Origin of the sequence: Leifsonia poae, assembly GCF_027921845.1 — a bacterium.
Taxonomy (GTDB): domain Bacteria; phylum Actinomycetota; class Actinomycetes; order Actinomycetales; family Microbacteriaceae; genus Leifsonia; species Leifsonia poae.
The window spans coordinates 289,441-313,265 of record NZ_BSEN01000015.1; the positions used below are offsets into that span (position 1 = coordinate 289,441).

Sequence of the window (23,825 nt, forward strand, 5' to 3'; positions counted from 1 at the left end):
AGGGACTCGCTTACACATGTCCTCGGAAACCAGTACCCCCAGTACCGTGTTGCCCACCGCGATGCCTGGTAAGGCCTCGCCCGAACTCCTGACGGGCTCGCAGTCCGTCGTCCGCACCCTCGAACTGCTCGGCGTCGACAACGTCTTCGGGCTGCCGGGCGGTGCGATCCTTCCGATCTACGACGCGATCATGGACTCCACCGCGATCCGACACGTGCTGGTGCGCCACGAACAGGGCGCCGGGCACGCGGCCGAGGGCTACGCCTCGGCCAGCGGCAAGGTCGGCGTCGCCATGGCCACCTCTGGCCCCGGCGCCACCAATCTGGTCACCGCGATCATGGACGCGCACATGGACTCCGTTCCGGTGGTCTTCATCACCGGCCAGGTCTTCTCCACCCTGATGGGCACGGACGCGTTCCAGGAGGCCGACATCGTAGGCATCACGATGCCGATCACGAAGCACTCCTTCCTCGTGAAGGATGCGGCGGACATCCCTTCGACGATCGCCGCGGCGTACCACATCGCCGGCACGGGCCGTCCCGGTCCGGTGCTCGTCGACATCACCAAGGACGCGCAGCAGAACACGGTGCCGTTCGTGTGGCCGCCGAAGATCGACCTGCCGGGTTACCGGCCGATCACGAAGGCGCACGGCAAGCAGATCCTGGCCGCGGCGCAGATGCTGGCCGAGGCCAAGAAGCCGATCCTCTACGTGGGCGGCGGCGTCATCCGGTCGCGGGCGTCGAAGGAACTGCTCGAGCTCGCCGAGGTGACGGGCGTCCCCGTGACGACCACGCTGATGGCCCGCGGGGCCTTTCCCGACTCGCACAAGCAGCACCTCGGCATGCCCGGCATGCACGGCACGGTGCCCGCGGTGCTCGCCCTCCAGGAGTCGGATCTGATCATCTCGCTCGGCGCACGCTTCGACGACCGCGTGACGGGGAACACCTCGCTGTTCGCTCCGAACGCCAAGATCGTGCACGTCGACGTCGACCCGGCCGAGATCTCCAAGATCCGTGTCGCCGACGTCCCCATCGTCGGCGATGCCAAGGACGTCATCGTCGATCTGACCGCCGCGTACACCGACGCGATCAAGGAGACGACGCCCGACATCATCGAGTGGTGGACGTACCTGAACGGACTCCGCGAGGAGTTCCCGCTCGGGTTCTCGCCGACCACCGACGGTCTGCTGGCTCCCCAGCACGTCATCAAGCGCATCGGCGAGCTCACCGGGCCGGAGGGCATCTACGCCGCCGGCGTCGGACAGCACCAGATGTGGGCCGCGCAGTTCATCGCCTACGAGCGCCCGAACTCATGGCTCAACTCCGGTGGTGCGGGAACGATGGGCTACTCGGTGCCCGCCGCCATGGGTGCCAAGGTCGCCGAGCCCGACCGCGTCGTCTGGTCGATCGACGGCGACGGATGCTTCCAGATGACCAATCAGGAGCTCGCCACCTGCACGATCAACAACATCCCGATCAAGGTGGCGATCATCAACAACTCGTCGCTCGGGATGGTGCGCCAGTGGCAGACGCTGTTCTACGACGGCCGCTACTCGAACACCGACCTCAACACCGGTCACGACACGATCCGCGTCCCCGACTTCGTGAAGCTGGCCGAGGCGTACGGCGCCCTCGGCATCCGGGTCACGAAAGAAGAAGAGGTCGACGCGGCCATCAAGCTCGCGCTCGAGACGAACGACCGCCCGGTCGTCATCGACTTCGTGGTGAGCGCCGACGCCATGGTCTGGCCGATGGTCCCCCAGGGCGTCAGCAACAGCTATGTGCAGTACGCCCGCGAGCACAGCCCCGCCTTCGGAGAGGAGTAACCCATGAGCACGCACGTTCTGAGCCTCCTCGTCGAGGACAAGCCGGGTCTGCTGACCCGCGTCGCCGGGCTGTTCGCCCGTCGCGGCTTCAACATCGAGTCGCTCGCCGTCGGCCGCAGCGAGCTCGACGGCCTCTCGCGCATCACCGTGGTGGTGGATGTGGAGGAGCTGCCGCTCGAACAGGTGACGAAGCAGCTGAACAAGCTGATCAACGTGATCAAGATCGTCGAGCTCGATCCCGTGCAGTCGGTTCAGCGCGAGCACCTGCTGATCAAGGTGCGCGTCGACAACACGACCCGCTCGCAGGTCCTCGAGGCCGTCAACCTGTTCCGTGCGCGCGTCGTCGACGTGGCGACCGATGCCCTCGTGATCGAGGTCACCGGCGACAGCGGAAAGACCCAGGCCCTGCTCAAGGTGCTGGAGCCCTACGGGATCAAGGAGATGGCGCAGTCCGGTCTGCTCGCGATCGGCCGTGGTGCGAAGTCCATCACCGAGCGCGTCTACAAGAACTAGGTCCGCCCCCGGGCGGCTCGAAATACTCAATCAGAACCACATCATTAAGGAGAAACCACTCGTGGCTGAGATCTACTACGACAACGACGCAGATCTGTCGATCATCCAGGGCAAGAAGGTCGCCGTCATCGGCTACGGCTCGCAGGGCCACGCCCACGCGCAGAACCTCCGCGACTCGGGTGTCGAGGTCGTCGTCGGCCTCAAGGAGGGCTCGAAGTCGAAGCCCAAGGCCGAGGAGGCGGGCTTCACGGTGCTGAGCGCCGCCGACGCCGCCAAGTGGGCCGACGTCATCGTCATCCTCGCTCCGGACCAGGTGCAGCGTCACCTCTACGCCGACGACGTGCAGCCGAACCTCGAGGCGGGCAACGCCCTGGTCTTCGGTCACGGCTTCAACATCCGCTTCGGCTACATCGAGGCGCCGGAGGGCGTCGACGTGATCATGGTCGCCCCCAAGGGACCGGGCCACACCGTGCGGCGCGAGTACGAGGCCGGCCGCGGCGTGCCCGTGATCGTCGCCGTCGAGGAAGACGCCACCGGCAACGCCTGGCCGCTCGTGCTGAGCTACGCCAAGGGCATCGGCGGCCTCCGCGCCGGCGGCATCAAGACCACCTTCACCGAAGAGACCGAGACCGACCTGTTCGGTGAGCAGGCCGTGCTGTGCGGCGGTGTCTCGCAGCTCGTCCAGTACGGCTTCGAGACGCTGACCGAGGCGGGCTACCAGCCGCAGGTCGCCTACTTCGAGGTGCTGCACGAGCTCAAGCTGATCGTCGACCTCATGTGGGAGGGCGGGATCGCCAAGCAGCGCTGGAGCGTCTCCGACACGGCCGAGTACGGCGACTACGTGTCCGGCCCGCGCGTGATCGACCCGCACGTCAAGGAGAACATGAAGGCCGTTCTCTCCGACATCCAGGACGGCACGTTCGCCAAGCGCTTCATCGCCGACCAGGATGCCGGAGCGCCCGAGTTCCTGGAGCTCCGCAAGAAGGGCGAGCAGCACCCCATCGAGGCCACCGGCCGCGAGCTGCGCAAGCTCTTCGCGTGGAACGCGTCGAACGACGACGACTACGTGGACGGCGAGGTTGCACGCTGAGCGCGTGCCCGCTGAACTAGCCTGAGAGGTGCCGCCGCCCTCCGCCTCTGCGGAGTGGCGCGGCACTTTTCTGCTTCGCCGGGGACGCGCGGAGCCCGCTTCGTGAGGAGAACCGGTGAACCGTCGACTCGCCGTCGAGATCGCAGTGCAGGACCGAGCAGGGGTCCGCGTCGCGCTCGACGCCGACGCCGATCGCATCGAGCTGTGCTCCGCGCTCGGCATGGGCGGCCTCACCCCGTCAGCCGGGCTGATCGCGGCGGCCGTCGCCGAAGCGGCTGAGCACGGCCACGACGGGTTCGTGCACGTGCTGGTGCGCCCGCGCGGCGGCGGCTTCGTCTACACGCCCGACGAGGTCGAGCTCACGATGGCCGACATCCGCCATGCGCGCGAGGCGGGAGCATCCGGTGTCGTGGTCGGAGCCTTGGACGAGATCGGCGCCGTCGACGTCGCGACGGTCGGCCGGTTCGTCGAGGCGGCCGGTGGGCTCGATGTGACGTTCCATCGCGCGATCGACATCGTGCCCGACCCCATCGGGGCGCTCGAGCAGCTCGTCGGGCTCGGCGTGCGCCGCATCCTGACCTCCGGGGGCGAGGCCCGCAGCATCGACGGCGTCGGGATGCTCGCAGCGCTGAGCGCAGAGGCATCCGGTCGCATCCAGGTGATGGCGGGCGGGGGAGTCACCGTGCCCGACATCCTCGCTCTCGCGGCGACCGGCGTGGATGCGGTGCATCTGTCGGCGCGGACCGTCGCACTGGGCGCTCCGAGCGGGCCGGGCGGGGGCGACTCCTCCTACGACCTGACGGACGCCTCCGTCGTGCGCGCGGCGATCGCCGCCGCGGCCTGATCCGCTCGTCTCAGAGCGCGACGAACCGTCTCAGAGCGCGCAGAACACGCACAGCGCGATCAGCAGGAGCTGCAGCAGGAGACGCGTCACCAGCGGCGTCGCCAGCTTTCCGAAGCGCTCGGGATGGCGCGCGGCATAGGCGTTGGCGGGGAACACGGCGACCAGGAAGACAGCGAGCAGGATCGCGGCCGCCACCCGCGTCGGAGGCAGCAGCAGCCCGACGCCGCCGGCGATCTCGCACACCCCGGTGACCGCCACGAGCACCTCGGGTCGCAGCATTCCCGACCAGCGCATCCGGGGCGGGATCATCTTCGCCATCGTGCGCCGGGCGCCGGGCCGGAAGTGCAGGACACCCATGAAAACGAACACGGCGGCGAGGGCGATCCGCACGACGAGCTGCACGGTTTCGAAGACGGTCATCGGTCCAGTCTGCATGCTGCGCGGGGCGTAACGCGGCGAAAGGCACCCCACGCCAGCCGGTAGAGTGTGTGCTGATCGCGCCCCAATGATCGTGGCGCTCGCCTCCCAAGCCTGCTCCCACCCAAAGGAACTGCCACGTGACAAAGCCGGTCGTGCTGATCGCCGAAGAACTTTCGCCCGCTACCGTCGACGCCCTCGGGCCGGACTTCGAGATCCGCTCGGTCGACGGAACCGACCGCCCGGCGCTCCTGTCCGCGGTCACGGACGCGGACGCGATCCTGGTGCGCTCCGCCACGAAGGTCGACGAGGAGGTCATCGCCGCCGCGCCGAAGCTGCGCGTCGTCGCGCGTGCCGGCGTCGGGCTCGACAACGTCGACATCAAGGCGGCCACCACCGCCGGCGTCATGGTGGTCAACGCGCCCACCTCCAACATCATCTCGGCCGCCGAGCTCACCGTCGGTCACATCCTGAGCCTCGCCCGTCACATCCCGGCGGCCCACAGCGCGCTCGCGCAGGGACAGTGGAAGCGCTCGAAGTACACCGGCGTCGAACTCTACGAGAAGACCGTCGGGATCATCGGCCTCGGCCGCATCGGCGCCCTCATCACCGCGCGTCTGCAGGCGTTCGGCACCAAGGTCGTCGCGTACGACCCCTACGTCACCTCGGCCCGCGCCCAGCAGCTCGGTGTGCAGCTGGTGACGCTCGACGAACTGCTCGCCGAGGCCGACTTCATCACCATCCACATGCCGAAGACCCCCGAGACCACGGGCATGATCAGCGACGACCAGCTCGCGCTGATGAAGCCGACCGCGTTCATCGTGAACGTCGCCCGCGGCGGACTGATCGACGAGGACGCCCTCTACCGCGCGCTCTCGACCCACTCGATCGCCGGCGCCGGTCTCGACGTCTTCGTCAGCGAGCCCCCGACGGACTCCCCGCTGCTCGCGCTCGAGAACGTCGTCGTCACCCCGCACCTCGGTGCGTCGACCGACGAGGCCCAGGAGAAGGCGGGTGTCTCGGTCGCCAAGTCGGTGCGCCTCGCGCTGTCGGGCGAACTGGTGCCCGACGCGGTCAACGTCGCCGGCGGCGTCATCGACCCGTACGTGCGTCCCGGCATCCCGCTCGTCGAGAAGCTCGGCCAGGTCTTCTCCGGCCTCGCGCACAGCCCGCTGACCAGCGTCGACGTCGAGGTGCGCGGCGAGCTCGTCGACTACGACGTGAGCGTGCTGAAGCTGGCCGCGCTCAAGGGCATCTTCACCAAGGTGGTCAGCGAGACCGTCTCGTACGTCAACGCGCCCCTGCTCGCCGAACAGCGCGGCATCGAGGTGCGACTCATCACCGACTCGGTCAGCGAGGAGTACCGCAACCTCATCACCCTGCGCGGCGCGCTCAGCGACGGCTCGCAGGTGTCGGTCTCCGGCACGCTGACCGGTACGAAGCAGATCGAGAAGATCGTCGAGATCAACGGCTACGACGTCGAGGTCCCGATCGCCGAGCACCTGATCGTCATGGTGTACGACGACCGCCCGGGCATCGTCGCGGTCTACGGCCAGGAGTTCGGCGAGGCGGAGATCAACATCGCCGGCATGCAGATCGCCCGCACCTCGGCCGGAGGCAAGGCGCTGAGCGTGCTCACCGTCGACTCGCGCATCCCCGAGGGCCTGCTCGAGAAGGTGCGCGTCGCGATCGACGCCGATCTCATGCAGGAGATCGACATCACCGAGTCGTAGCGGATCTTTTTTCGACTGCGCTGTCGATTTCTGCGGCAGGCTTGCGTCGTACTGGTGTTCACATCAGAAGCGCGCAAGCGCACGACGTAGGGAGACATCATGTCCGACGAATACGTGATCCTCATCCGCGAGCCCAACTGGAACCCCGACGAGATCTCGGCGGAGGACTGGCAGGCAGCGATGGCAGGGCATGCGGCGTTCCAGGAGGCGGTCGCGCTGGCCGGCGAGAAGATCACCGCCAGCGCCGCTCTGCAGCCCATCTCGGCCGCGACGAAGATCACCCCGCAGGCGGGTGGGAAGCCGGTGCTCACCGACGGTCCGTTCGGCGAGACCCGCGAGGTCGTCACCGGGTTCTACAGCTTCACCGCCTCCAGCCCGGATCAGGCGCGCGAGCTCGCGTCCATGATCCCGACGGAGGGTTGGCTCGAGCTGTTCCCGGTGCTCGTGCTCGACTCGGTGCGCTGATCGTCGACCCGGTGGTCACGGCGTCCGTGCCCTGACCGGCGCCGCGGGCGATTGTGCCCGCGCCGCCCGTCACGGTTGAATGAGCTGTGGCCACCGGGATCGAGCAGGCGTTCCGCGACGACGCCCCGCGCATCCTGGGTGCCGTCGCCCGGTACACCGGCGACCTGCTCACGGCGGAGGACGCCGTGCAGGAGGCTTTCGCGCGCGCCATCGAGCTGGAGACCGCCGGCCGCGCGCCCGACAACCCGGCCGCCTGGATCACCACGGTGGCCAGACGGATCGCGGTCGACACGGTCCGCAAGGAACGCACGACGACGCGCGCCCTGCCGGCTCTCGCCGCCGAGGCGCGCCGAACGGCGGATATGCCCATGCCCGAGAACACCGAGACCACCTTCACCGGTGACGAGCGGCTCGAGCTGATCCTGCTCCTCTGCCACCCCGAGGTGAGCGAGGAGGCGAGGGTCGCGCTCGCGCTCCGCTTCGTCTGCGGGGTGCCGACGCGTGACGTCGCCGCGGTCTTCCTCGTGCAGGAGGCGACGATGGCCGCGCGCCTGACGCGGGCCAAGAAGCGCATCCACGATTCGAGCATCCGGTTCGCGATCGACGACGAGGCGGATGTCACGGCGCGCTTTCCGGATGCGCTCACGACCATCTACTTGCTCTTCACCGTCGGCCATGCGGCACCCGACGACCGGGTGCGCGCCGATGCCATCGTGCTCGCGAGGGATGCGCACCGCATCCGGTCGGGCGATGCCGAGGCGGCCGGGCTGCTCGCGCTGCTGCTGCTCACCGAAGCGCGCCAGTCGACGAGGCTCACGCCGGGCGGCGAGTTCGTCACCCTGTCCGAGGCCGACCGCGGCGGATGGAACGTCGCGATGATGATCGAGGGGGAGCGGCTCGCGACGAGCGCGCTGGCCGGCCGCGGGCGTTTCGCGCTGCAGGCGGGCATCGCCGGGCTCCACGCGATCGCGCCCACCTGGGCCGACACCGACTGGCCCTCGATCGCCCGGCTCTACGACCGGCTGGTCGAGGAGTGGCCGTCGCCGTCGGCGCGCCTCGGGCGCATCGTCGCGCGCGGCTACAGCCCGGATGTCGGACCGGAGGCCGCGCTCGCGGAGCTGGATGCCGAACCTCTGTTCTTCGACAGTGTCCTCGCTCCGCAGGGGTACGCGGCGCGCGGAGACCTCGCGCGATTGGCCGGCGATCACGCGACGGCGAGGAGGGCGTACCGCCGTGCGATCGAGCTGGAGCCGAACGCGCGCGCCCGGCGGTTCCTGGAGACGCGTGTGGCCGGGCTCGGCCGTTAGCGGGCCCGGCGCCAGCGGGCTGAGCGCGCTAGCGGGATGAGCCGCCGGCGAGCTCCTGCACCAGTGCGATGAGCCGGTCCATGTCCGCCTCGTCCTTCACCACGGCCGTGGTCGAGGGCAGGAGCGCCGAGTTGTAGTAGATGCCGTCGCCGATGAGCATGATCGCCTTGGCAGCGATCGGATCGGCGACCGCTGACTCCAGGATGCCCAGCCAGCCCTGCTGCATCTGCTGGAGCGTCTCGCGGGCGTTGGCGTCGGCGCCCTGCGCGAGTCGGGCCGCGGCGATCACCGTGCGGTCGAGCGCGCTCTGCCACGACACCGAGCTGCGCACGAAGTAGTCGACGGGACCGGCGGGCGCCGTGCGCATCCGTTCGAGGTCGTCGGCGACGAGCGACCGGAGACGCTCGAGCACGCCCTCGACGAGAGCGTCTTTCGACGCGAAGTGATAGAGCAGACCGCCCTTCGAGACGCCCGCCCTGGCGGCGACGGCGTCGAGGGTGGCGGCGCGCTCGCTCTGCTCGGTGAGCAGCTCTTCGAAGGCGTCGAGGATGCGGTCGCGGGCGGGGGACGACGGGGGCATGACCACATGCTAGCCGTTACGGCGTTGCAACTGTACCGTCCAGCCGGTACAGTAGTGGTCATGTCCACGCTGCCCACCACTGCACCCTCCGTCGTCACGCCCGCGCGCGCCGGCGCCCGTGGGTGGCTGGCGCTCGTGGTCCTGATGCTCCCCGTACTGCTCGTCTCGATCGACAACACGGTCCTCAGCTTCGCCCTGCCGTCGATCTCGCAGGCGCTGGAGCCGAGCGGCACCGGCATGCTCTGGATCATCGACGCATATCCGCTCGTTCTGGCCGGGCTGCTCGTCTCGATGGGCAGCCTCGGCGACCGCATCGGCCGCCGGCGCCTGCTGATGATCGGTGCGACGGGATTCGCCGCGGTGTCCATCGCCGCGGCGTTCGCGCCCACCACCGAGCTGCTGATCGCCGCCCGAGCCAGCCTGGGCTTCTTCGGTGCGATGCTCATGCCGTCGACCCTCTCGCTGCTGCGGAGCGTCTTCACCGACCGCGACCAGCGACGGCTCGCGATCGCGATCTGGGCATCCGGATTCGCGGCGGGCTCGGCGCTCGGCCCGATCGTCGGCGGCCTGCTCATCGAGCACTTCTGGTGGGGCTCCGTGTTCCTGCTGGCCGTGCCGGTGCTCATCCCGCTGCTCGTGCTCACCCCGCTGCTCATCCCGGAGTCGCGCGACCCGAATCCCGGTCCCATCGACCCGGTCAGCATCCTGCTCTCCCTCGCCGCGATGGCGCCGGTCGTCTACGGCATCAAATCGCTGGCGAGCGAAGGCTTCTCGGTGGTCGGCGTGCTCGCGATCGCGATCGGCGTCACCGCTGCGGTGCTGTTCGTGCGACGGCAGCTCGCGCGGCCCATCCCGATGCTCGACATGCGGCTGTTCCGCCGCGCGTCGTTCAGCGGTGCGGTGCTCATCAACCTGCTGAGCGTCGTGTCACTCGTCGGGTTCCTGTTCTTCGTCTCGCAGCACCTGCAGCTGGTGATCGGCCTCAGCCCGATCGAGTCGGGGCTGGTGCTGCTGCCGGGGCTGGCGACCATGATCGTCTCCGGTCTGGTGGTCGTGCCGATCGCGCGGCGTGTGCGGCCGAGCATCGTCATCCCGATCGGCCTGCTGATCTCGGCGTGCGGCTACGGACTGATCGCGCTCGTCGGCGGCGATGCCCCCGCGTCGACGTTGCTGATCTCGTTCGTGCTGCTCGGTGCGGGGATCGGCGCGGCCGAGACCGTCTCGAACGAGATGATCATCTCGAGCGCGCCGGCCGACAAGGCCGGAGCCGCGTCCGCGGTGTCGGAGACGGCGTACGAGCTGGGGGCCGTGCTCGGAACCGCGACGCTCGGCACCATCCTGACCGCGTCGTACCGCTCGGCGGTCGTCCTACCCGACGGTCTCTCCGGCGCGCAGGCGCACGCTGCTCGCGAGACGCTCGGCGGTGCGACCACGGTCGCGGCGCAGCTCCCGTCCGACCTGGCGAGAGGCTGCTCGAGTCCGCCAGGCACGCGTTCGATTCCGGCGTCGCGCTCACGGCCGGCATCGGTGCGGTGCTGATGGTGGCGGCCGCTATTCTCGCGATGGTGTCGCTGCGCAAGGTGCGTGGCTGACGGCGGCGGCCTGGATGCGCTCGCCGGTAGGGTTGCTGTAGAACCCTCACGAGACCGCAGGAGTGCCATGCCGCAGACGATCAGACTCGCCGTCATCCCCGGAGACGGAATCGGGCCGGAGGTGGTCGCCGAGGCGGTCAAGGTGCTCGACGCGGTGACGGCCGGCAGCGACCTCGCCTTCGAGAAGACGCCGTTCTCACTCGGAGCCGCCCGCTACCTCGAGACCGGGGACGTGCTCACGGATGCGGACCTCGCGTCGATCGCCGAGCACGACGCCATCCTGCTCGGTGCGGTCGGGGGAGTGCCGGGCGACCCGCGCCTCGCGAACGCGAACATCGAGCGCGGTCTGCTACTGAAGCTGCGGTTCTCGCTCGACCACTACGTCAATCTGCGTCCGACGACGCTGTTCCCCGGCATCGCGAGCCCGCTCGCGAACCCCGGCGATGTCGACTTCGTCGTCGTCCGCGAGGGCACGGAGGGTCCGTACGTCGGCAACGGCGGTGCCATCCGGCAGGGCACCCCGCATGAGATCGCCAACGAGGTCTCGGTGAACACGGCGTACGGGGTCGAGCGTGTCGTGCGCTACGCCTTCGAGCAGGCCGAGTCACGGCGCAAGAAGCTGACGCTGGTGCACAAGACCAACGTGCTCACGTTCGCCGGGGGTCTCTGGAAGCGGATCGTGGACGCCGTCGCGGCCGAGCATCCGGATGTCGCGGTCGACTACCTGCACGTGGACGCCGCCACGATCTTCCTCGTCACGAATCCTGCTAGATTCGATGTGATCGTCACAGACAACCTCTTCGGCGACATCCTCACCGATCTCGCGGCCGCGATCAGCGGCGGCATCGGACTGGCGGCCTCGGGCAACATCAACCCCGCAGGCGATTTCCCCAGCATGTTCGAGCCGGTTCACGGATCGGCCCCCGACATCGCAGGCCAGCAGAAGGCCGACCCCACCGCCGCGATCCTCTCCGTGGCCCTCCTGCTCCGTCATCTCGGAGCACCGGAGCTCGCGGAGCGCGTCGAAGCCGCGGTGACCGCCGACCTCGCCACCCGAGCAGCAGACAGCGCAGCCGCCGCCCGTCGCACCGCCGAGATCGGCGACGCGATCGCGGCCGGTGTGGCGCAGAATTAGATCAACTCTGCTTTTGACGAACGCAGTGCAAAGGACTCTCATGAACGCTTCCACCAGCATCACCCTCACCGACGGTCCCACCGAGACCAGCGGCCTCCAGTTCGCCGTGACGCGCAACGACGCGGCGCGCAGTGACGCCGAACGCGAGGAGATCCTCGCCGATCCCGGCTTCGGCAACTACTTCACCGACCACATGGTCGACCTGTGCTGGTCGGCCAAGGGTGGCTGGCACCGGCCGCGCGTCTCGCCGTACGGGCCCATCCAGCTCGAGCCGTCGGCCGCGGTGCTGCACTACGCCCAGGAGATCTTCGAAGGCCTGAAGGCCTACCGCCACGAAGACGGCTCCATCTGGACCTTCCGTCCCGAGGCGAATGCGGCGCGCATGCAGCGCTCGGCCTACCGCCTGGCGCTCCCCGAACTGCCGGTGGAGTACTTCCTCGACTCGCTCAAGCAGCTCATCAAGTACGACGGCGCCTGGGTGCCGTCTGCGCCGGAGACCAGCCTCTACCTGCGTCCGTTCATGTTCGCCAAGGAGGCCTTCCTGGGTGTGCGACCGGCCAATAAGGTCGCGTACTACCTGATCGCCAGCCCGGCGGGCGCCTACTTCCACGGCGGCATCGCCCCGGTCTCGATCTGGCTCTCCGACCGCTACTCGCGTGCAGGCAAGGGCGGGACGGGTGCGGCCAAGACGGGTGGCAACTACGCGTCGAGCCTGCTGCCGCAGTCGGAGGCGGCCGAGCACGGCTGCGCCCAGGTGCTGTTCCTCGACTCGGTCGAGGGCAAGTACCTCGAGGAGCTCGGCGGGATGAACGTGGTGCTGGTCTACAAAGACGGCACGATCGTCACGCCGGAGTCGGACAGCATCCTTGAGGGCATCACGCTCGAATCGGTGCTGCAGCTCGCCCGTGACCGCGGCCACAAGGTGGAGCAGCGCAAGGTGACCATCGACGAGTGGCGGGTCGGCGTGGAGTCGGGCGACATCGTCGAGGTGTTCGCCTGCGGCACGGCGGCCGTGATCACGCCGATCGGCGAGCTCAAGTCGGACACCTTCACGGTGGGCGACATCACGGCTCCCGCCGGAGAGCTGACCATGTCGCTGCGCCAGGAGCTCACCGACATCCAGTACGGCCGCGTGCCCGACCGTCACAACTGGCTCACCCGCCTCGACGCCTAGCCCGTCGACCCAGCCCAGCTCCGTTGAGGGGCGGCTAACGCATCCAAGACTTCCGTTTTGGGTGCGTTAGCCGCCCCTCAACGCTGGGGGTCTGGGTTCTGGGGCCGTCAGGGACGCAGAGCGGCCGCGACGCGGTCGACGTCGGCTGAGGTGTTCCAGAGGTGGAAGGCCACGCGGGCACGGCCCGCACGACCGGATGCCCGGATGCCCGCCGCCGTGAGGGCGGCCAGGTCGCAGCCCTCGGGGTCCGGCCAGGTCACGATCGGCTGGCCGAGCGCCGGGATGCCGAGCCGGTGGCTCAACTCGTCGCCGAGGCCGGTGACGTACCGGTGCACCTCGGTGATGTCCAGTTCTGCGAAGAACTCGAGCGCGGCCGCCGTGCCCGGCCACACGGGCCAGGCGGGGGAGACGTCGAAGCGCCGGGCGTCGTGGGCGAGTTCGCTCACCGGTCCGTAGCAGGAGCTCCACGGGTCGTCGCCCGCGAACCAGCCGGCCTGCACGGGGCGCAGTTCGGAGAGCATCCGGTCGTTCACCGTGAGGAACGCCGACCCGCGCGGCGCGCACAGCCATTTGTACGCGTGGCAGACGGTGAGGTCGAAGCGGCCGGCGTCGACGGGGAGCCAACCGGCGGCCTGGGTGAGGTCGGCGAACGTGCGGGCGCCGTGCCGGGCGGCCGAGGCGAGCACCGCATCCGCGTCGGCGATGGCACCGGTGGCCGACTGCACCAGTGAGAAGGCGACCAGCCAGGTGCGGGGGCCGATGGCCTCGGCGAGCCGCGCGAGCGGAGCGTGTACGACGGTGACCCCGCGATCGGCCTGCGCGGCGAACGGTGCGATCATCGAGCTGAAGTCGCCGTCGACGCAGACGACCTCGGCGCCGTCGGGCACGGAGCAGGCCACGAGACTGGCGAGAACCGACACCTGCGATCCGATGGCGACGTGCCGGGCGTCGACGCCGACGAGGCGCGCGTAGGCGTCCCGCGCGACATCGACGGCCGCACCGTAGTGGGCCGGAGTCGCTCCGCCGGACTCCCAGAGGTCGAGTTCCGCGCGGGAGGCGGCGAGCGTCTCGCGCAGGGGCAGTCCCTGCGTGCACGCGGCCAGGTAGCCGTCGGTGACCAGGAAGTGGCCGCGTGCCTCGGCGAGGCTCGGCGTGGTCATCGTCGTGGTCATTCCTTCATCGTGACGGATGCTCACACATTCGACCACAGCCAGTATTGAATCACTTTCATAAGTCACGGTTATGCTTGCGTATGACCATCGATACGGCATCCGGACTCTCGCGCCTCGATCTCGACTCGAACGCTCTGCGCGTGGTGCGCGCCGTGGCCGACCACGGGTCGATCACGCGCGCGGCCGTGGCCCTCGGCTACAGCCAGCCCGCCATCAGCCAGCACCTCAAACGCCTCGAGGCTCGCCTCGGCATGCCCGTCGTCACGCGTGTCGGCCGCGGCGTGCGGCTCACCGAGGCCGGTCGCGTTCTCGCCCGGCACGCGAGCACCGTGACGACCGCGCTCGATGCGGCCGCCGGCGAGCTCGCCGACCTGCAGGGGCTGCGGTCGGGGCGCGTGCGGCTCGCCGCCTTCCCGTCCGCGTCGTCGACGCTCGTGCCGCGGCTCCTGGGCACGATGGGCGCGGCGCATCCGGGTGTGCGCATCACCTACGCGGAAGCCGAGCCGCCGGAGGCGGTGGCGGCCGTCCGCGGGCAGACGGCCGACCTCGCGATCACCTTCAGCTATCCGGGCGACCGGGTCGATCCGCACCGCGAGAGCGCACGCGGGCTCGCGGTCATCCCGGTCTGGCGCGACGAGATGCTGCTGGTGCTCCCCGCCGGCCATCGACTGGCGGATGCCCCCGAAATCGATCTCGCGGACCTCGAGGCCGAGCCCTGGATCGCCGGCTGCCCGCGCTGCCGGGGCCATCTGCTCGAGCTCACCGATGCGCGCGACTTCGTGCCGCGGATCGCCTACGAGACCGACAACTTCGTGGCCGTCGTGAGCATGGTCGCCGAGGGGGTGGGTGTGGCGCTCATCCCGTCGCTCGCCCTCGGAGCGGCCGCACGCAACGACGGCGTCGTGATCAGGCCGACGGTCAACCACGATCACCGCACCATCAACCTGGTCGGCGCCGCCGGGTCGGACCAGGTGCCCGCGATCGCCACCGTCGCCTCGGCGCTGCTGGCGCTCGACGGCGCCGAGTGGTCGCTGGCCGACGTCTGAACCTAGGCTGTGAGCATGAGTGATCCGCGTCCCGTCATCGCCGTCGTCGGCCCCGGAGCCGTCGGCGGCCTGCTCGCCTGGCTGCTGCATCGAGCGGGGGAGCAGGTGGTCGCCGTCGGCCGCGATCGCACCGTCGCCGCCATCCGGGCGAACGGGATCGAGGTGCGGAGCGAGGCGTTCGGGAACGGGGTCGAACAGGTCCCCGCGAGCACCGGGATCCCGCACGGCGCCGCGGTGATCGTCGCGACCAAGACCTACGGCCTGGCCGACGTGCTGCCCTCGCTCGCCGCAGCGCAGCCCTCCGAGGTGCTGTCGCTGCTCAACGGCGTCGAGCACATGGCGACGCTGCGCGAGGCGCTGCCCGGCGTCCCCGTCGTCGGCGCATCCATCGCCGTCTCGGCGCTGCGCGCGTCGGCCACGGTGATCGACCACCGCAGCCCGTTCACGCGCATCGAGGTGCCAGAGTCGGGCGACGGGTTCGCGACGGTGCGTGCCCTGGCGGATGCGGGCGCGAGCGTTCGCATCGGCGGCACGGAGGCGGAGGTGCTGTGGGCGAAGTTCCGCCTGCTGGCCTCGATGGCGCTCCTGACCTCGTATTGGCGCGAGCCGGTCGGCGTCGCGCTGTCCACCGATCCGGAGCTGACGGAAGCCGTTCTGGCCGAGGTCGCAGCCTGCTCGACCGCGGCGGGGGTCCCGGCGACCGCCGGCGAGGTCGCGGTCGTCGTGCGATCGGTGCCGGCCGGGATGCGCACGTCGCTGCAGGAGGACCTCGCAGCAGGCAACCCGAACGAACTCGACGCGATCGGCGGCGCCCTGATCCGGATCGGTGAGACGAACGGCGTGCCCACGCCCGCGATCGAGACGATCGTCTCCGCGGTGGGCGGAACGCTCCCGCGGTAGGGCTGCCGCACTAGGCTCGGAAGCGTGAAAATCGCACGCTTCAGCCATGATGGCGCCATCAGTTACGGAATCGTCGACGAGGATGCCCTCGTCGTTCTCGCAGGCGACCCGATGTTCGCCGGCTTCGACACCACGGGCGAGCGCGTTCCGCTCGGCAAGGTGGCCGCGCTCCTCGCCCCGGTCATCCCGCGTTCGAAGGTCGTGGCGGTCGGCAAGAACTACCGCGATCATGCCGCCGAGATGGGCGGGGAGGCGCCGGCGGAGCCCCTGCTGTTCCTCAAGCCGAACACAGCGGTGATCGGGCTCGGCGACGCGATCGTGCTGCCGCCGCAGTCGTCGCAGGTCGACTTCGAGGGCGAACTCGCCGTGGTGATCGGCACGATCGCGAAGAACGTGAAGGCGGAGGATGCCGCCGACTACATCTTCGGCTACACCGTCGCCAACGACGTGACCGCCCGCGACCTGCAGAAGACCGACGGCCAGTGGACCCGCGCCAAAGGGTTCGACACCTTCTGCCCGCTCGGGCCTGTGATCGAGACCGAGCTCGACCCGGAGGCGGCGATCCGCACGCGGGTCAACGGCGAGCTGAAGCAGGAGGCGAAGCTCAGCGACATGGTGCACGACATCCCGTCGATCGTCGCGTATGCGTCGAGCGTCTTCACCCTGCTGCCGGGCGACGTGATCCTCACGGGCACGCCGGCCGGCGTCGGCCCGATCGTCGCCGGCGACACGGTCGAGGTCGAGGTCGAGGGCGTCGGCTCGCTGGTGAACCCGGTGCGCGCGGCCGTACCGGCGCGGTAGCCGAAGCGCCGCCGATAGAATCGTACGGACATGTCTGACTCCACTGCGCACCCCTTCTCCACTGCCACCGGATCGGACGTCCGCGTCCGGTTCTGCCCGTCGCCGACCGGAACGCCGCACGTCGGTCTGATCCGCACGGCCCTCTTCAACTGGGCGTACGCCCGGCACACCGGCGGCAAGCTCATCTTCCGCATCGAGGACACCGACGCGGCTCGCGACAGCGAGGAGAGCTACGACCAGATCATCGACGCGCTGACCTGGCTGCGTCTCGACTGGGACGAGGGCGTCAACGCCGGCGGCCCGAACGGCCCCTACCGGCAGTCGCAGCGCTACGACATCTACCGCGAGGTCGTCGAGAAGCTCAAGGCGTCCGGGCACATCTACGAGAGCTTCGCCACCGGCGAGGAGATCGAGGCCCGCAACGTATCGCTCGGTCGCGACCCGAAGCTCGGCTACGACAACTTCGAGCGCGACCTCACCGACGAGCAGAAGGCCGCCTACCGCGCCGAGGGCCGCGAGCCCGCGCTGCGCCTGCGCGTGCCCGACGCCGACCTCAGCTTCGACGACCTGGTGCGCGGCGAGATCACCTTCCCGGCCGGGTCGTTCAGCGACTTCGTCGTGGTGCGCCCGAACGGGCATCCGCTGTACCCGTTCGTGAACCCGGTCGACGACGCGCTGATGGGCGTCACCCATGTGCTGCGCGGCGAGGACCTGCTGTCGTCGACCCCGCGTCAGATCGCGCTGTACCACGCGCTCATCGACGCGGGCATCACGACCTTCGTGCCGCGCTTCGGTCACCTTCCGTACGTGATGGGCGAGGGCAACAAGAAGCTGTCCAAGCGCGACCCCGAGTCGAACCTGTTCCACCACCGCGAGCGCGGCTTCATCCCCGAGGGCCTGGTCAACTACCTGGCACTGCTCGGCTGGTCGCTCACGCACGACCGCGACGTGTTCAGCATCGACGAGATGGTCGCGGCGTTCGACGTGGTCGACGTGAACCCGAACCCGGCCCGCTTCGACCACAAGAAGGCCGAGTCGATCAACGGCGACCACATCCGGATGCTCGACGTCGCGGACTTCGCCGAGCGCACCATCCCGTACCTGGTCGCTGCGGGCGTGCTGAGCGAGCCGCTCACGGACGCCCAGCGCGCGGTGCTCGCCGAGGCCGCGCCGCTGGTGCAGGAGCGCGTGCAGCTGCTCTCCGAGACGCCGGGGATGCTCGGCTTCCTGTTCACCGACTCGGCGTCCCTCGTGGTCGAGGACGACGCCCGCGCATCCCTTCCGGCCAACGCGGGGGAGATCCTCGCGGCTTCGCTCGGCGCGCTGCAGGAGATCCCCGAGGCCGAGTGGACCCACGACGCCATCGAAGCTGCGCTGCGCACGATGCTGATCGAGACGATGGGGCTCAAGCCGCGGGTCGCCTTCGGTCCGCTGCGCGTCGCGATCTCGGGACGGCGCGTGTCGCCTCCGCTCTTCGAGTCCATGGAGATCCTCGGCAAGGCGGAGTCGGTGGCCCGACTCGACGCGCTCTCGGCCTCGCTCGGATAGGCACGGGCATGAGCAGCGAGTCGTACGAGGTCGTCGTCATCGGCGGTGGTCCTGCTGGGCTCTCCGCCGCCCTCAACCTGGTACGGGCGCGCCGGCGGGTTCTCGTCGTCGACAGCAACCGGCCCCGGCATGCGGCAACGCTGCTCGCCAAGGGCTTCCTCACCCGCGACGGTGTTCCGCCGCTCGAGCTGCGCAGGCTCGGACGCGAAGACGTCGAGAGCTACGACAACGGCGAGGTCGTCTTCGCCGAGGTGCGCTCTGTCGAGCTGTCGGGCTCCGGATTCCGCGTGGTCGCGTCCGGCGTGCGGGGTGCGGCAGACATCGACGTGGTCGCTCAGGCCGTCGTGGTCGCGACCGGCGTCACCGAGACCATGCCGGCGCTTCCGAGCATCCGGGCCTACTACGGCACCCAGCTGCACAGCTGCATCGAGTGCGACGCGTTCGAGAAGGCGGATGCTCCGCTCGCGTTGATCGGGGAGACCGACGATCTCGCCGAGCGTGCCCTGCTGCTCACGCAATGGTCCGACGATCTGATCGTCTTCACAAACGGAGTCGGCGTGATCGCCGACGACGACGAACGCACGCTCGCACGTCTCGGTGTGCGGGTGGAGCGGCGCCCGATCGACGACCTGACGGGGGAGCGCGGCGTGCTGACCGGCGTGCGGCTCACCGACGGCACCGTCATCGAACGCGAAGGCGGCTTCGTACGACCGGTGTGGACGCCCGCACTGCGTTTCGTGGAGGGCCTCGACCTCGACAGCGACGACGACGGCTATCTGCTGACGGACGCGCAGGGCCGCACGTCGGTGCCCGGCGTGTACGCCGTGGGAGAGACGACGCCGCCCGGTCCGCAGCAGCTGATCGTGGCCGCGGGAGCCGGCGCCGTCGTGGCGGCGGCCGTCAACCGCGACCTGATCGGCCTGAGCGTCGGGCTCGACGCGCCCGTTTTGTAGTTGAGGGTCTGCGTAGGCTAAAGTTGACTCTCGGTGCCGCTCTCCGGATCGGCGCAGTGGGGTATGGTGTAATTGGCAACACGGCTGATTCTGGTTCAGTTGTTCTTGGTTCGAGTCCAGGTACCCCAGCAGTAGCATCCAGTAGCGAAAAGCCCGGTCATCCGGGCTTTTTTGTTGCCCGGATACGCATCAACGCCGACCCGTGGGTCCGTGCCGCGATGTAAGAGACGATCGACGGTGCGGCCCAGTCGGGGAGACGCGATAATCTGCCGGTGCCGTCATGTCTCTCAGTGCTGAGTGACATGCGGATTCGGAAGGCGGTCTTCATGGTGGAAGACGACGCCGTTCTGGTCGCCGACAGTGGTGATGGTTGCCGGGTCCAAGTTCACGGTGTCGCCGACGTACACGAGCATGGGTGAATCTCGCCGAACCGCGTTGATCGAGGTCAGGTACGCCGTTCCGACGTCGAAGCGCTTGGCGATGAACTCCCAGATGTCTCCTGGCGCCACGACGTAGGCGGCCGGCTCACCCTTGCTGTTGAGCTTCACCGCGCCGGTCGCGTACGTGATGGGTCCGCAGTCGACGGGCTGCTGAGCCGCGCTGTAGTCGTCCTTCGCCCAGAAACCCCACCCGTGACAGGTGGTGGCGGTCGGCGCAGACGAGGGAGTGCTTGTCGGCGACGAGGATGCCGCGGGGATCGGCGTCGGGGCATGCTTTGCCGGCTGGGCTAACAGTGGGATGTGAGCAGTCGCGGTGCAGCCTGTCGCCGTCAACAGAAGCGCACCGGCCAGCGCCGTTGCAACAAGCCGCCGTGACATGACCCCCCCCAATCGTTGACGACGCCAGTGTAGGGCGGGCTACGCCAGCGCGCCCGCGAATCGCATCAGCATCGAGTCGCGCCGCTCGAAGCCCACCGACTCGTAGAGCCGGATGGCGGACTCGCGACTCGGTCGCGAAGTGAGGTCGAGCGTACGCAGCCCTCTCTCACGGGCGAGTTCGATCACTGCCTCGAGTAGAAGTCGAGCGATGCCGTGGCCGCGGAGTTCCTGGTCCACGACGACGTCGTCGAGATGACCGCGAACCCCGGTCGGCAGAGGGAACGACGCGAGCGTCGCCATGCCGACAACTCGGTCACCCTCGCGGGCGATGATGAGATCAGTGCCGTCGTGGTCGATCATCGACTCGATGCGAGCCCGGTCGAAGGTCGCCGTCGATGAGAGCTGCGGAAGTAGCCGCTCGATGGCTGCGAGGTCCTCGCCTGAGAGGGAGTCGGCGACATAGACGGTGATCGGGCCGGACATGGTTGTCATCGTATCCAGCCTGATGCGCAGGGCGTACTGCCGGCGCGTTTCAGCCAGGCTGACGCCCAGCCCGAGAATGGATGAGGTCGGGGGACCCTCGAACACGGAACGTAACCGCGCCCATGGGGCCGCTATGTCTTCATCGCTGCCGCCGTCCTCCTGGTCGTACCCGCGGCATCTGCTTACGGGGAGTGGCAGCATGTGCTCCGTTACGGCTGGCCGGGGCCGTACCCGGACAGCATCTCCGAGCTGAACGCTGGCGAGACCATCTGGAAGGTGCGGTTCTGGGCAGTCGTGTCCTTCATCGTCCTGGGCGGCGCTGCGATCGGCGCCGGGTTCGCTGCTCGAGCGGCGAAGCAGCGGGTATGGCTCGTGCTTCTCGTCGGACTGGCCATCACGACGGCCGTGGTGCTTGTCGTCGCCGTTCTGCTGACACCGCCCCTGGCCTCGTCCGCAGGGTGAGGCTTCATCCAGAATGATCCAGGAGCGCCGATGCAGGTTCGAGAGCGTCGGCTCCGCAGCTGGCTGCTGCACCTGCGCTGACGAGCCCTCGATAGGGTGTTGAGCTATGGACTGGCTCGTGATGGCAGCAATTGTTCTGGTGGTACTGGCCGGCATCAGCATGTTGGCGTATCTGAGACGCATCGCGGCGGCAGTCGAGCGAATGGCCGATGCGCTCGAAGCACGCTCCGGCAGCAGCGTTCGCGAGAACGGGAACCCGTAGATCGGCGGGCAGACGCCGAGCCGGTCAGCCCTCCTGGATGTACACGAGCCCGTTTCCGAACGGGTCGTCGAAGAAGAACATCGGCGTGCCCCCGCCCAGCGAGATCGGCGCGTCGTTGTGCAGGGTGCTTCCTGCTTCCTTCACGCGGTCGAACGCGGCCTGCGCATCATCCGTTCCCAGGCGCAGCGCGACCGGGATCTCGCTGTCGGCCGGAAGGAGGACGATTCCGACCGACGATCCCGGCGGCACGACCTCGACCATGCGGGCGCCCGGCCACGGCTCGCCGTCGTAGCGCACCTCGCAGCCCAGCACGTCGCGGTAGAACTCCAGAGCCCGGTCCTGATCGGGCACCGGAACGGTCACACTCAACACCCTCGTTGTCGTCGTCACGTCCACACGATGCCACAACGGCCGCGCGATGACACCGATTGTTCACCGGATGCACGTTGAGAATCCACCGGCCGGACGACAGTATGGATCTTCCGGGGGCATGCATTGTCAGAGCCCTCGATGAGTCGCCGTGCTGGTTTGGGACCGGACGGCGACGAGTGACCGGCTACGGGGGTGGCTGGTCACTCCTCTGCCCGGAGACTGTTCTCCGGCCCGAGTGCGCTGTCGAGCGCGGCTTCGAAGCTGGGCAGGGCCGCCGCGTTTCCCCAGCCCGAGACATGATCGGTGTCGACGAACAGCGCGTGTCCGTCGGCGTCGTGCTGGCTGCAGGTGCTGTTCGACGGCGGGCAGAGCGCGTCGAAGACGTTCCACACGGTCACGGCGGGGTTGGCGGCCACAACGGCGTCGATGCTGTCCCTGGCGAGGCCGGCGCGCCGCACTTCAGCCGAGCGCTCCATCGTGCTCGGGAACGCGCATCCTGAGTTCGCCGCGAACCACCAGTCCTCGCACAGATACGGGGCCCGGCCGAACAGCGGCTCCGGACTGTTCACTACGACCTTCACACCTCGAGCGGTCAACGCCCGGGCGATGGGCTGGAACTGGGCGATGGCCGCGCCACGCGATGCCACGTTCACGGGGCTGTCGGCAACATATTCGGGCTCCAGCTCGCCGGCGTCGGCGATGCGCGGGACGCGGAGTCCGATGAACACGGCCACGTCACCGGATCGGGCCGAGTCGATCGCCTCCCACGCCGTCGCGCAGCTGCCGTCCGTCGGGACGGGTGCGAGGAGCGTGAAGCCGCATCCCGAATGGCTTGCGATGGTGAGGGAGAGGCCGCGATTCTTCGCCGCCGCCGTCACCATCGCCGTGTAGGCGCCCGCGTGCGAATCCCCGATGTTGAGCAGTCGCGGCGCGCCGGCGATGTCGTTCGCCGTCTGCTCGGGCTGGTTCGGCATCCGGTCGTTCGCCCAGCCGGATTGCGTCGTCACCGAGAGCGAGATCGGCGATGCTCGCGAGAATCTGTCGTGCTGCCATCCGATGACCACGACGATGGAGAGGGTCAGGGCGATGGCGGTCCCCCCGAGGAGCCAGTGGGAGCGCCTCAACGGGGCGTGCGCCACGCGACTGCGGAGGATGGGGCGTTCGACGCCGTAGTACGACAGCGCTGCGAGACCGACCGCCGCCACGATCGCGACCAGGATGCCGATCGGGCCACGCGATCCGAACACCCACAGCCCGATGACGATCACCGGCCAGTGCCAGAGGTAGAGCGAATACGAGACGCGTCCGAGCCAGGTGACCGGCGTCGCGCGCAGCCAGCGCCCGGGGGCGCCCCATCCCGCACGCTCGACGGGTGCGAACCAGATCACGAGCACGGTCGCCGCTACGGGGAGCAGGGCCGCCGGGAACGGACTGTCCGCGCCGCCCACTCCCACCATCGACGCCACGATGGCCGCCAGCGCGACCCAGCTGACGACGAGGCGGAGCGCGTTGCCGCGCATGCGGGTGTCCACCCAGCGCGCGGCCTGGAACGCGAGCGCGCCGGCCGCGAGCTCCCAGAACCGCGTGGGCAGCAGGTAGAACGACGCACTCGGATTCGTCCGCCAGAACCACACGGCGAGACCGAGCGACAGGAGGGCGAGCACGATGACGGGCAGGCGGGCGCGTCGGCGTGCGACGACCGTGCCGGCGCTGAGCAGCAGCCACAGCAGCAGCGGGAAGATCAGGTAGAACTGCTCCTCCACACCGAGCGACCAGGTGTGCAGGAACGGATTGAACGCCGTGGTCGCTCCGAAGTAGTCGCCCTGCTCGCTTCCGAGCAGCACCAGGTTCGCCACCCCGACCGAAGCGCCGATGGATGTCCAGAGAATCGGTGCGGACGCATAGCCTCGCGGCTCGAACAACGCGAACAGGACGCCGACGATCCCGATCATGACGAGAAGCGCCGGCGCGATCCGCCACACCCGCCTGCCGTAGAACTCGAAGAGCCAGCTCCTCAGGCGGCCCTGGCTCTTCGCGTGCGCCGTCGTCAGCGATCGGCTGATGACGTAGCCGCTGATCACGAAGAACACGTCAACACCGAGGAAGCCGTTCTGGATGCCGGGGATGCCGTAGTGGTACAGGACCACGGCCGCGACCGCGATGGCACGCAGGCCGTCGATGTGGGCGAGGCGCTGCGGCGTCGGCGCACCCGGTGGTGGCGTGTGCGCAGGCTCCGTGGGAATGGGAAGCGCTGTCGCCGTCGGCGCGGCCGACGCCGCGTCCCCCCGATTCACTGAGCGTTCCTCACGTTCAGACGATAGCGGTAGCCCGTC

General features: G+C 69.1%; 23 protein-coding genes, 1 tRNA gene and 1 pseudogene. 18 read left to right on the forward strand and 7 right to left on the reverse strand.

Features of this window, described 5'->3' with window-relative positions:
- Positions 1–16: 16 nt before the first annotated feature.
- From PKE84_RS16110 to PKE84_RS16125, 4 genes are all read left to right on the forward strand, one after another.
- On the forward strand, positions 17–1,825 hold the full coding sequence (locus PKE84_RS16110) for an acetolactate synthase large subunit (protein WP_271178274.1): 1,809 nt from the start codon (positions 17–19) through the stop codon (positions 1,823–1,825).
- 3 nt (positions 1,826–1,828) lie between these two features.
- The gene (gene ilvN, locus PKE84_RS16115) at positions 1,829–2,338 is read left to right on the forward strand and encodes an acetolactate synthase small subunit (protein WP_271178275.1); all 510 of its coding nucleotides are present in this window, start codon (positions 1,829–1,831) and stop codon (positions 2,336–2,338) included.
- A gap of 61 nt (positions 2,339–2,399) precedes the next feature.
- Positions 2,400–3,428 (forward strand): ketol-acid reductoisomerase, encoded by a 1,029-nt coding sequence (ilvC, locus tag PKE84_RS16120; RefSeq protein WP_271178276.1) that lies wholly within the window; start codon positions 2,400–2,402, stop codon positions 3,426–3,428.
- 115 nt (positions 3,429–3,543) lie between these two features.
- A complete protein-coding gene (locus tag PKE84_RS16125; protein WP_271178277.1) occupies positions 3,544–4,272 on the forward strand; it encodes a copper homeostasis protein CutC in 729 nt (242 codons plus the stop codon).
- A gap of 30 nt (positions 4,273–4,302) precedes the next feature.
- Here the strand turns inward: PKE84_RS16125 and PKE84_RS16130 are convergent, their stop codons facing one another.
- Positions 4,303–4,692 carry a DoxX family protein gene (locus tag PKE84_RS16130; RefSeq protein ID WP_271178278.1) on the reverse strand — a complete coding sequence of 130 codons (390 nt, stop codon included), beginning with the start codon at positions 4,690–4,692 and terminating at the stop codon, positions 4,303–4,305.
- A 137-nt stretch (positions 4,693–4,829) separates the two neighbouring features.
- Between PKE84_RS16130 and serA the strand changes: the two genes are divergently transcribed.
- The 3 genes from serA (at position 4,830) to PKE84_RS16145 (ending at position 8,194) form a co-directional block, all read left to right on the forward strand.
- Positions 4,830–6,422 (forward strand): phosphoglycerate dehydrogenase, encoded by a 1,593-nt coding sequence (serA, locus tag PKE84_RS16135; RefSeq protein ID WP_271178279.1) that lies wholly within the window; start codon positions 4,830–4,832, stop codon positions 6,420–6,422.
- A 99-nt stretch (positions 6,423–6,521) separates the two neighbouring features.
- A complete protein-coding gene (locus PKE84_RS16140) occupies positions 6,522–6,887 on the forward strand; it encodes a YciI family protein (RefSeq protein ID WP_271178280.1) in 366 nt (121 codons plus the stop codon).
- Positions 6,888–6,973: 86 nt separating this feature from the next.
- Entirely contained in the window at positions 6,974–8,194 is a 1,221-nt protein-coding gene (locus tag PKE84_RS16145; RefSeq protein ID WP_271178281.1) for an RNA polymerase sigma factor, read from the forward strand.
- 28 nt (positions 8,195–8,222) lie between these two features.
- Here PKE84_RS16145 and PKE84_RS16150 read toward each other — a convergent pair whose 3' ends face one another.
- Complete coding sequence (locus PKE84_RS16150) at positions 8,223–8,774, reverse strand: TetR/AcrR family transcriptional regulator (protein WP_271178282.1); 552 nt, start codon at positions 8,772–8,774, stop codon at positions 8,223–8,225.
- Positions 8,775–8,834: 60 nt separating this feature from the next.
- On the opposite strand from PKE84_RS16150, the pseudogene PKE84_RS16155 reads away from it, so the two are divergent.
- The 3 genes and pseudogenes from PKE84_RS16155 to PKE84_RS16165 all read left to right on the forward strand — a co-directional run bounded on the left by PKE84_RS16155 (position 8,835) and on the right by PKE84_RS16165 (position 12,675).
- Positions 8,835–10,366, forward strand: a pseudogene (locus PKE84_RS16155) (MFS transporter).
- Positions 10,367–10,433: 67 nt separating this feature from the next.
- Entirely contained in the window at positions 10,434–11,501 is a 1,068-nt protein-coding gene (locus PKE84_RS16160; RefSeq protein WP_271178283.1) for a 3-isopropylmalate dehydrogenase, read from the forward strand.
- 40 nt (positions 11,502–11,541) lie between these two features.
- Complete coding sequence (locus PKE84_RS16165; RefSeq protein WP_271178284.1) at positions 11,542–12,675, forward strand: branched-chain amino acid aminotransferase; 1,134 nt, start codon at positions 11,542–11,544, stop codon at positions 12,673–12,675.
- Between the two features lie 107 nt (positions 12,676–12,782).
- On the opposite strand, the gene PKE84_RS16170 is transcribed toward PKE84_RS16165, so the two are convergent.
- A complete protein-coding gene (locus tag PKE84_RS16170; protein WP_271178285.1) occupies positions 12,783–13,847 on the reverse strand; it encodes an aminotransferase class V-fold PLP-dependent enzyme in 1,065 nt (354 codons plus the stop codon).
- Positions 13,848–13,927: 80 nt separating this feature from the next.
- Here PKE84_RS16170 and PKE84_RS16175 point away from each other — a divergent pair, with 80 nt between their 5' ends.
- From PKE84_RS16175 to PKE84_RS16200, 6 genes are all read left to right on the forward strand, one after another.
- The gene (locus PKE84_RS16175; protein WP_271178286.1) at positions 13,928–14,893 is read left to right on the forward strand and encodes a LysR family transcriptional regulator; all 966 of its coding nucleotides are present in this window, start codon (positions 13,928–13,930) and stop codon (positions 14,891–14,893) included.
- A 15-nt stretch (positions 14,894–14,908) separates the two neighbouring features.
- Positions 14,909–15,793 carry a ketopantoate reductase family protein gene (locus PKE84_RS16180; RefSeq protein ID WP_271178287.1) on the forward strand — a complete coding sequence of 295 codons (885 nt, stop codon included), beginning with the start codon at positions 14,909–14,911 and terminating at the stop codon, positions 15,791–15,793.
- A 24-nt stretch (positions 15,794–15,817) separates the two neighbouring features.
- Entirely contained in the window at positions 15,818–16,594 is a 777-nt protein-coding gene (locus PKE84_RS16185) for a fumarylacetoacetate hydrolase family protein (RefSeq protein WP_271178288.1), read from the forward strand.
- Between the two features lie 30 nt (positions 16,595–16,624).
- Entirely contained in the window at positions 16,625–18,142 is a 1,518-nt protein-coding gene (gene gltX / locus PKE84_RS16190; protein ID WP_271178289.1) for a glutamate--tRNA ligase, read from the forward strand.
- Positions 18,143–18,150: 8 nt separating this feature from the next.
- The gene (locus PKE84_RS16195; protein ID WP_271178290.1) at positions 18,151–19,095 is read left to right on the forward strand and encodes an NAD(P)/FAD-dependent oxidoreductase; all 945 of its coding nucleotides are present in this window, start codon (positions 18,151–18,153) and stop codon (positions 19,093–19,095) included.
- Positions 19,096–19,152: 57 nt separating this feature from the next.
- Positions 19,153–19,224 (forward strand) — tRNA-Gln (locus PKE84_RS16200).
- Positions 19,225–19,382: 158 nt separating this feature from the next.
- On the opposite strand, the gene PKE84_RS16205 is transcribed toward PKE84_RS16200, so the two are convergent.
- Both PKE84_RS16205 and PKE84_RS16210 read right to left on the reverse strand, forming a co-directional pair.
- On the reverse strand, positions 19,383–19,643 hold the full coding sequence (locus PKE84_RS16205) for a LysM peptidoglycan-binding domain-containing protein (protein ID WP_271178291.1): 261 nt from the start codon (positions 19,641–19,643) through the stop codon (positions 19,383–19,385).
- Between the two features lie 309 nt (positions 19,644–19,952).
- On the reverse strand, positions 19,953–20,405 hold the full coding sequence (locus tag PKE84_RS16210) for a GNAT family N-acetyltransferase (RefSeq protein WP_271178292.1): 453 nt from the start codon (positions 20,403–20,405) through the stop codon (positions 19,953–19,955).
- Between the two features lie 192 nt (positions 20,406–20,597).
- Between PKE84_RS16210 and PKE84_RS16215 the strand changes: the two genes are divergently transcribed.
- Positions 20,598–20,858, forward strand: coding sequence for a hypothetical protein (locus PKE84_RS16215; RefSeq protein WP_271178293.1), 261 nt, complete (start codon positions 20,598–20,600; stop codon positions 20,856–20,858).
- Positions 20,859–20,964: 106 nt separating this feature from the next.
- Positions 20,965–21,120, forward strand: coding sequence for a hypothetical protein (locus PKE84_RS16220; protein ID WP_271178294.1), 156 nt, complete (start codon positions 20,965–20,967; stop codon positions 21,118–21,120).
- A 24-nt stretch (positions 21,121–21,144) separates the two neighbouring features.
- Here PKE84_RS16220 and PKE84_RS16225 read toward each other — a convergent pair whose 3' ends face one another.
- A complete protein-coding gene (locus tag PKE84_RS16225; protein WP_271178295.1) occupies positions 21,145–21,510 on the reverse strand; it encodes a VOC family protein in 366 nt (121 codons plus the stop codon).
- A 182-nt stretch (positions 21,511–21,692) separates the two neighbouring features.
- The gene (locus PKE84_RS16230; protein WP_271178296.1) at positions 21,693–23,786 is read right to left on the reverse strand and encodes an acyltransferase family protein; all 2,094 of its coding nucleotides are present in this window, start codon (positions 23,784–23,786) and stop codon (positions 21,693–21,695) included.
- Positions 23,787–23,825: the final 39 nt, after the last annotated feature.

Bases quoted from the DNA above. Each gene is read 5' to 3' on its own strand.
- PKE84_RS16210 (WP_271178292.1), bottom strand. From the start codon at position 20,405: ATGACAACCATGTCCGGCCCGATCACCGTCTATGTCGCCGACTCCCTC.
- PKE84_RS16110 (WP_271178274.1), top strand. From the start codon at position 17: ATGTCCTCGGAAACCAGTACCCCCAGTACCGTGTTGCCCACCGCGATG.
- PKE84_RS16170 (WP_271178285.1), bottom strand. From the start codon at position 13,847: ATGACCACGACGATGACCACGCCGAGCCTCGCCGAGGCACGCGGCCAC.
- PKE84_RS16130 (WP_271178278.1), bottom strand. From the start codon at position 4,692: ATGACCGTCTTCGAAACCGTGCAGCTCGTCGTGCGGATCGCCCTCGCC.
- PKE84_RS16180 (WP_271178287.1), top strand. From the start codon at position 14,909: ATGAGTGATCCGCGTCCCGTCATCGCCGTCGTCGGCCCCGGAGCCGTC.
- PKE84_RS16220 (WP_271178294.1), top strand. From the start codon at position 20,965: ATGGACTGGCTCGTGATGGCAGCAATTGTTCTGGTGGTACTGGCCGGC.
- ilvN (WP_271178275.1), top strand. From the start codon at position 1,829: ATGAGCACGCACGTTCTGAGCCTCCTCGTCGAGGACAAGCCGGGTCTG.
- gltX (WP_271178289.1), top strand. From the start codon at position 16,625: ATGTCTGACTCCACTGCGCACCCCTTCTCCACTGCCACCGGATCGGAC.
- PKE84_RS16195 (WP_271178290.1), top strand. From the start codon at position 18,151: ATGAGCAGCGAGTCGTACGAGGTCGTCGTCATCGGCGGTGGTCCTGCT.
- PKE84_RS16175 (WP_271178286.1), top strand. From the start codon at position 13,928: ATGACCATCGATACGGCATCCGGACTCTCGCGCCTCGATCTCGACTCG.
- PKE84_RS16160 (WP_271178283.1), top strand. From the start codon at position 10,434: ATGCCGCAGACGATCAGACTCGCCGTCATCCCCGGAGACGGAATCGGG.
- PKE84_RS16165 (WP_271178284.1), top strand. From the start codon at position 11,542: ATGAACGCTTCCACCAGCATCACCCTCACCGACGGTCCCACCGAGACC.
- PKE84_RS16140 (WP_271178280.1), top strand. From the start codon at position 6,522: ATGTCCGACGAATACGTGATCCTCATCCGCGAGCCCAACTGGAACCCC.
- PKE84_RS16150 (WP_271178282.1), bottom strand. From the start codon at position 8,774: ATGCCCCCGTCGTCCCCCGCCCGCGACCGCATCCTCGACGCCTTCGAA.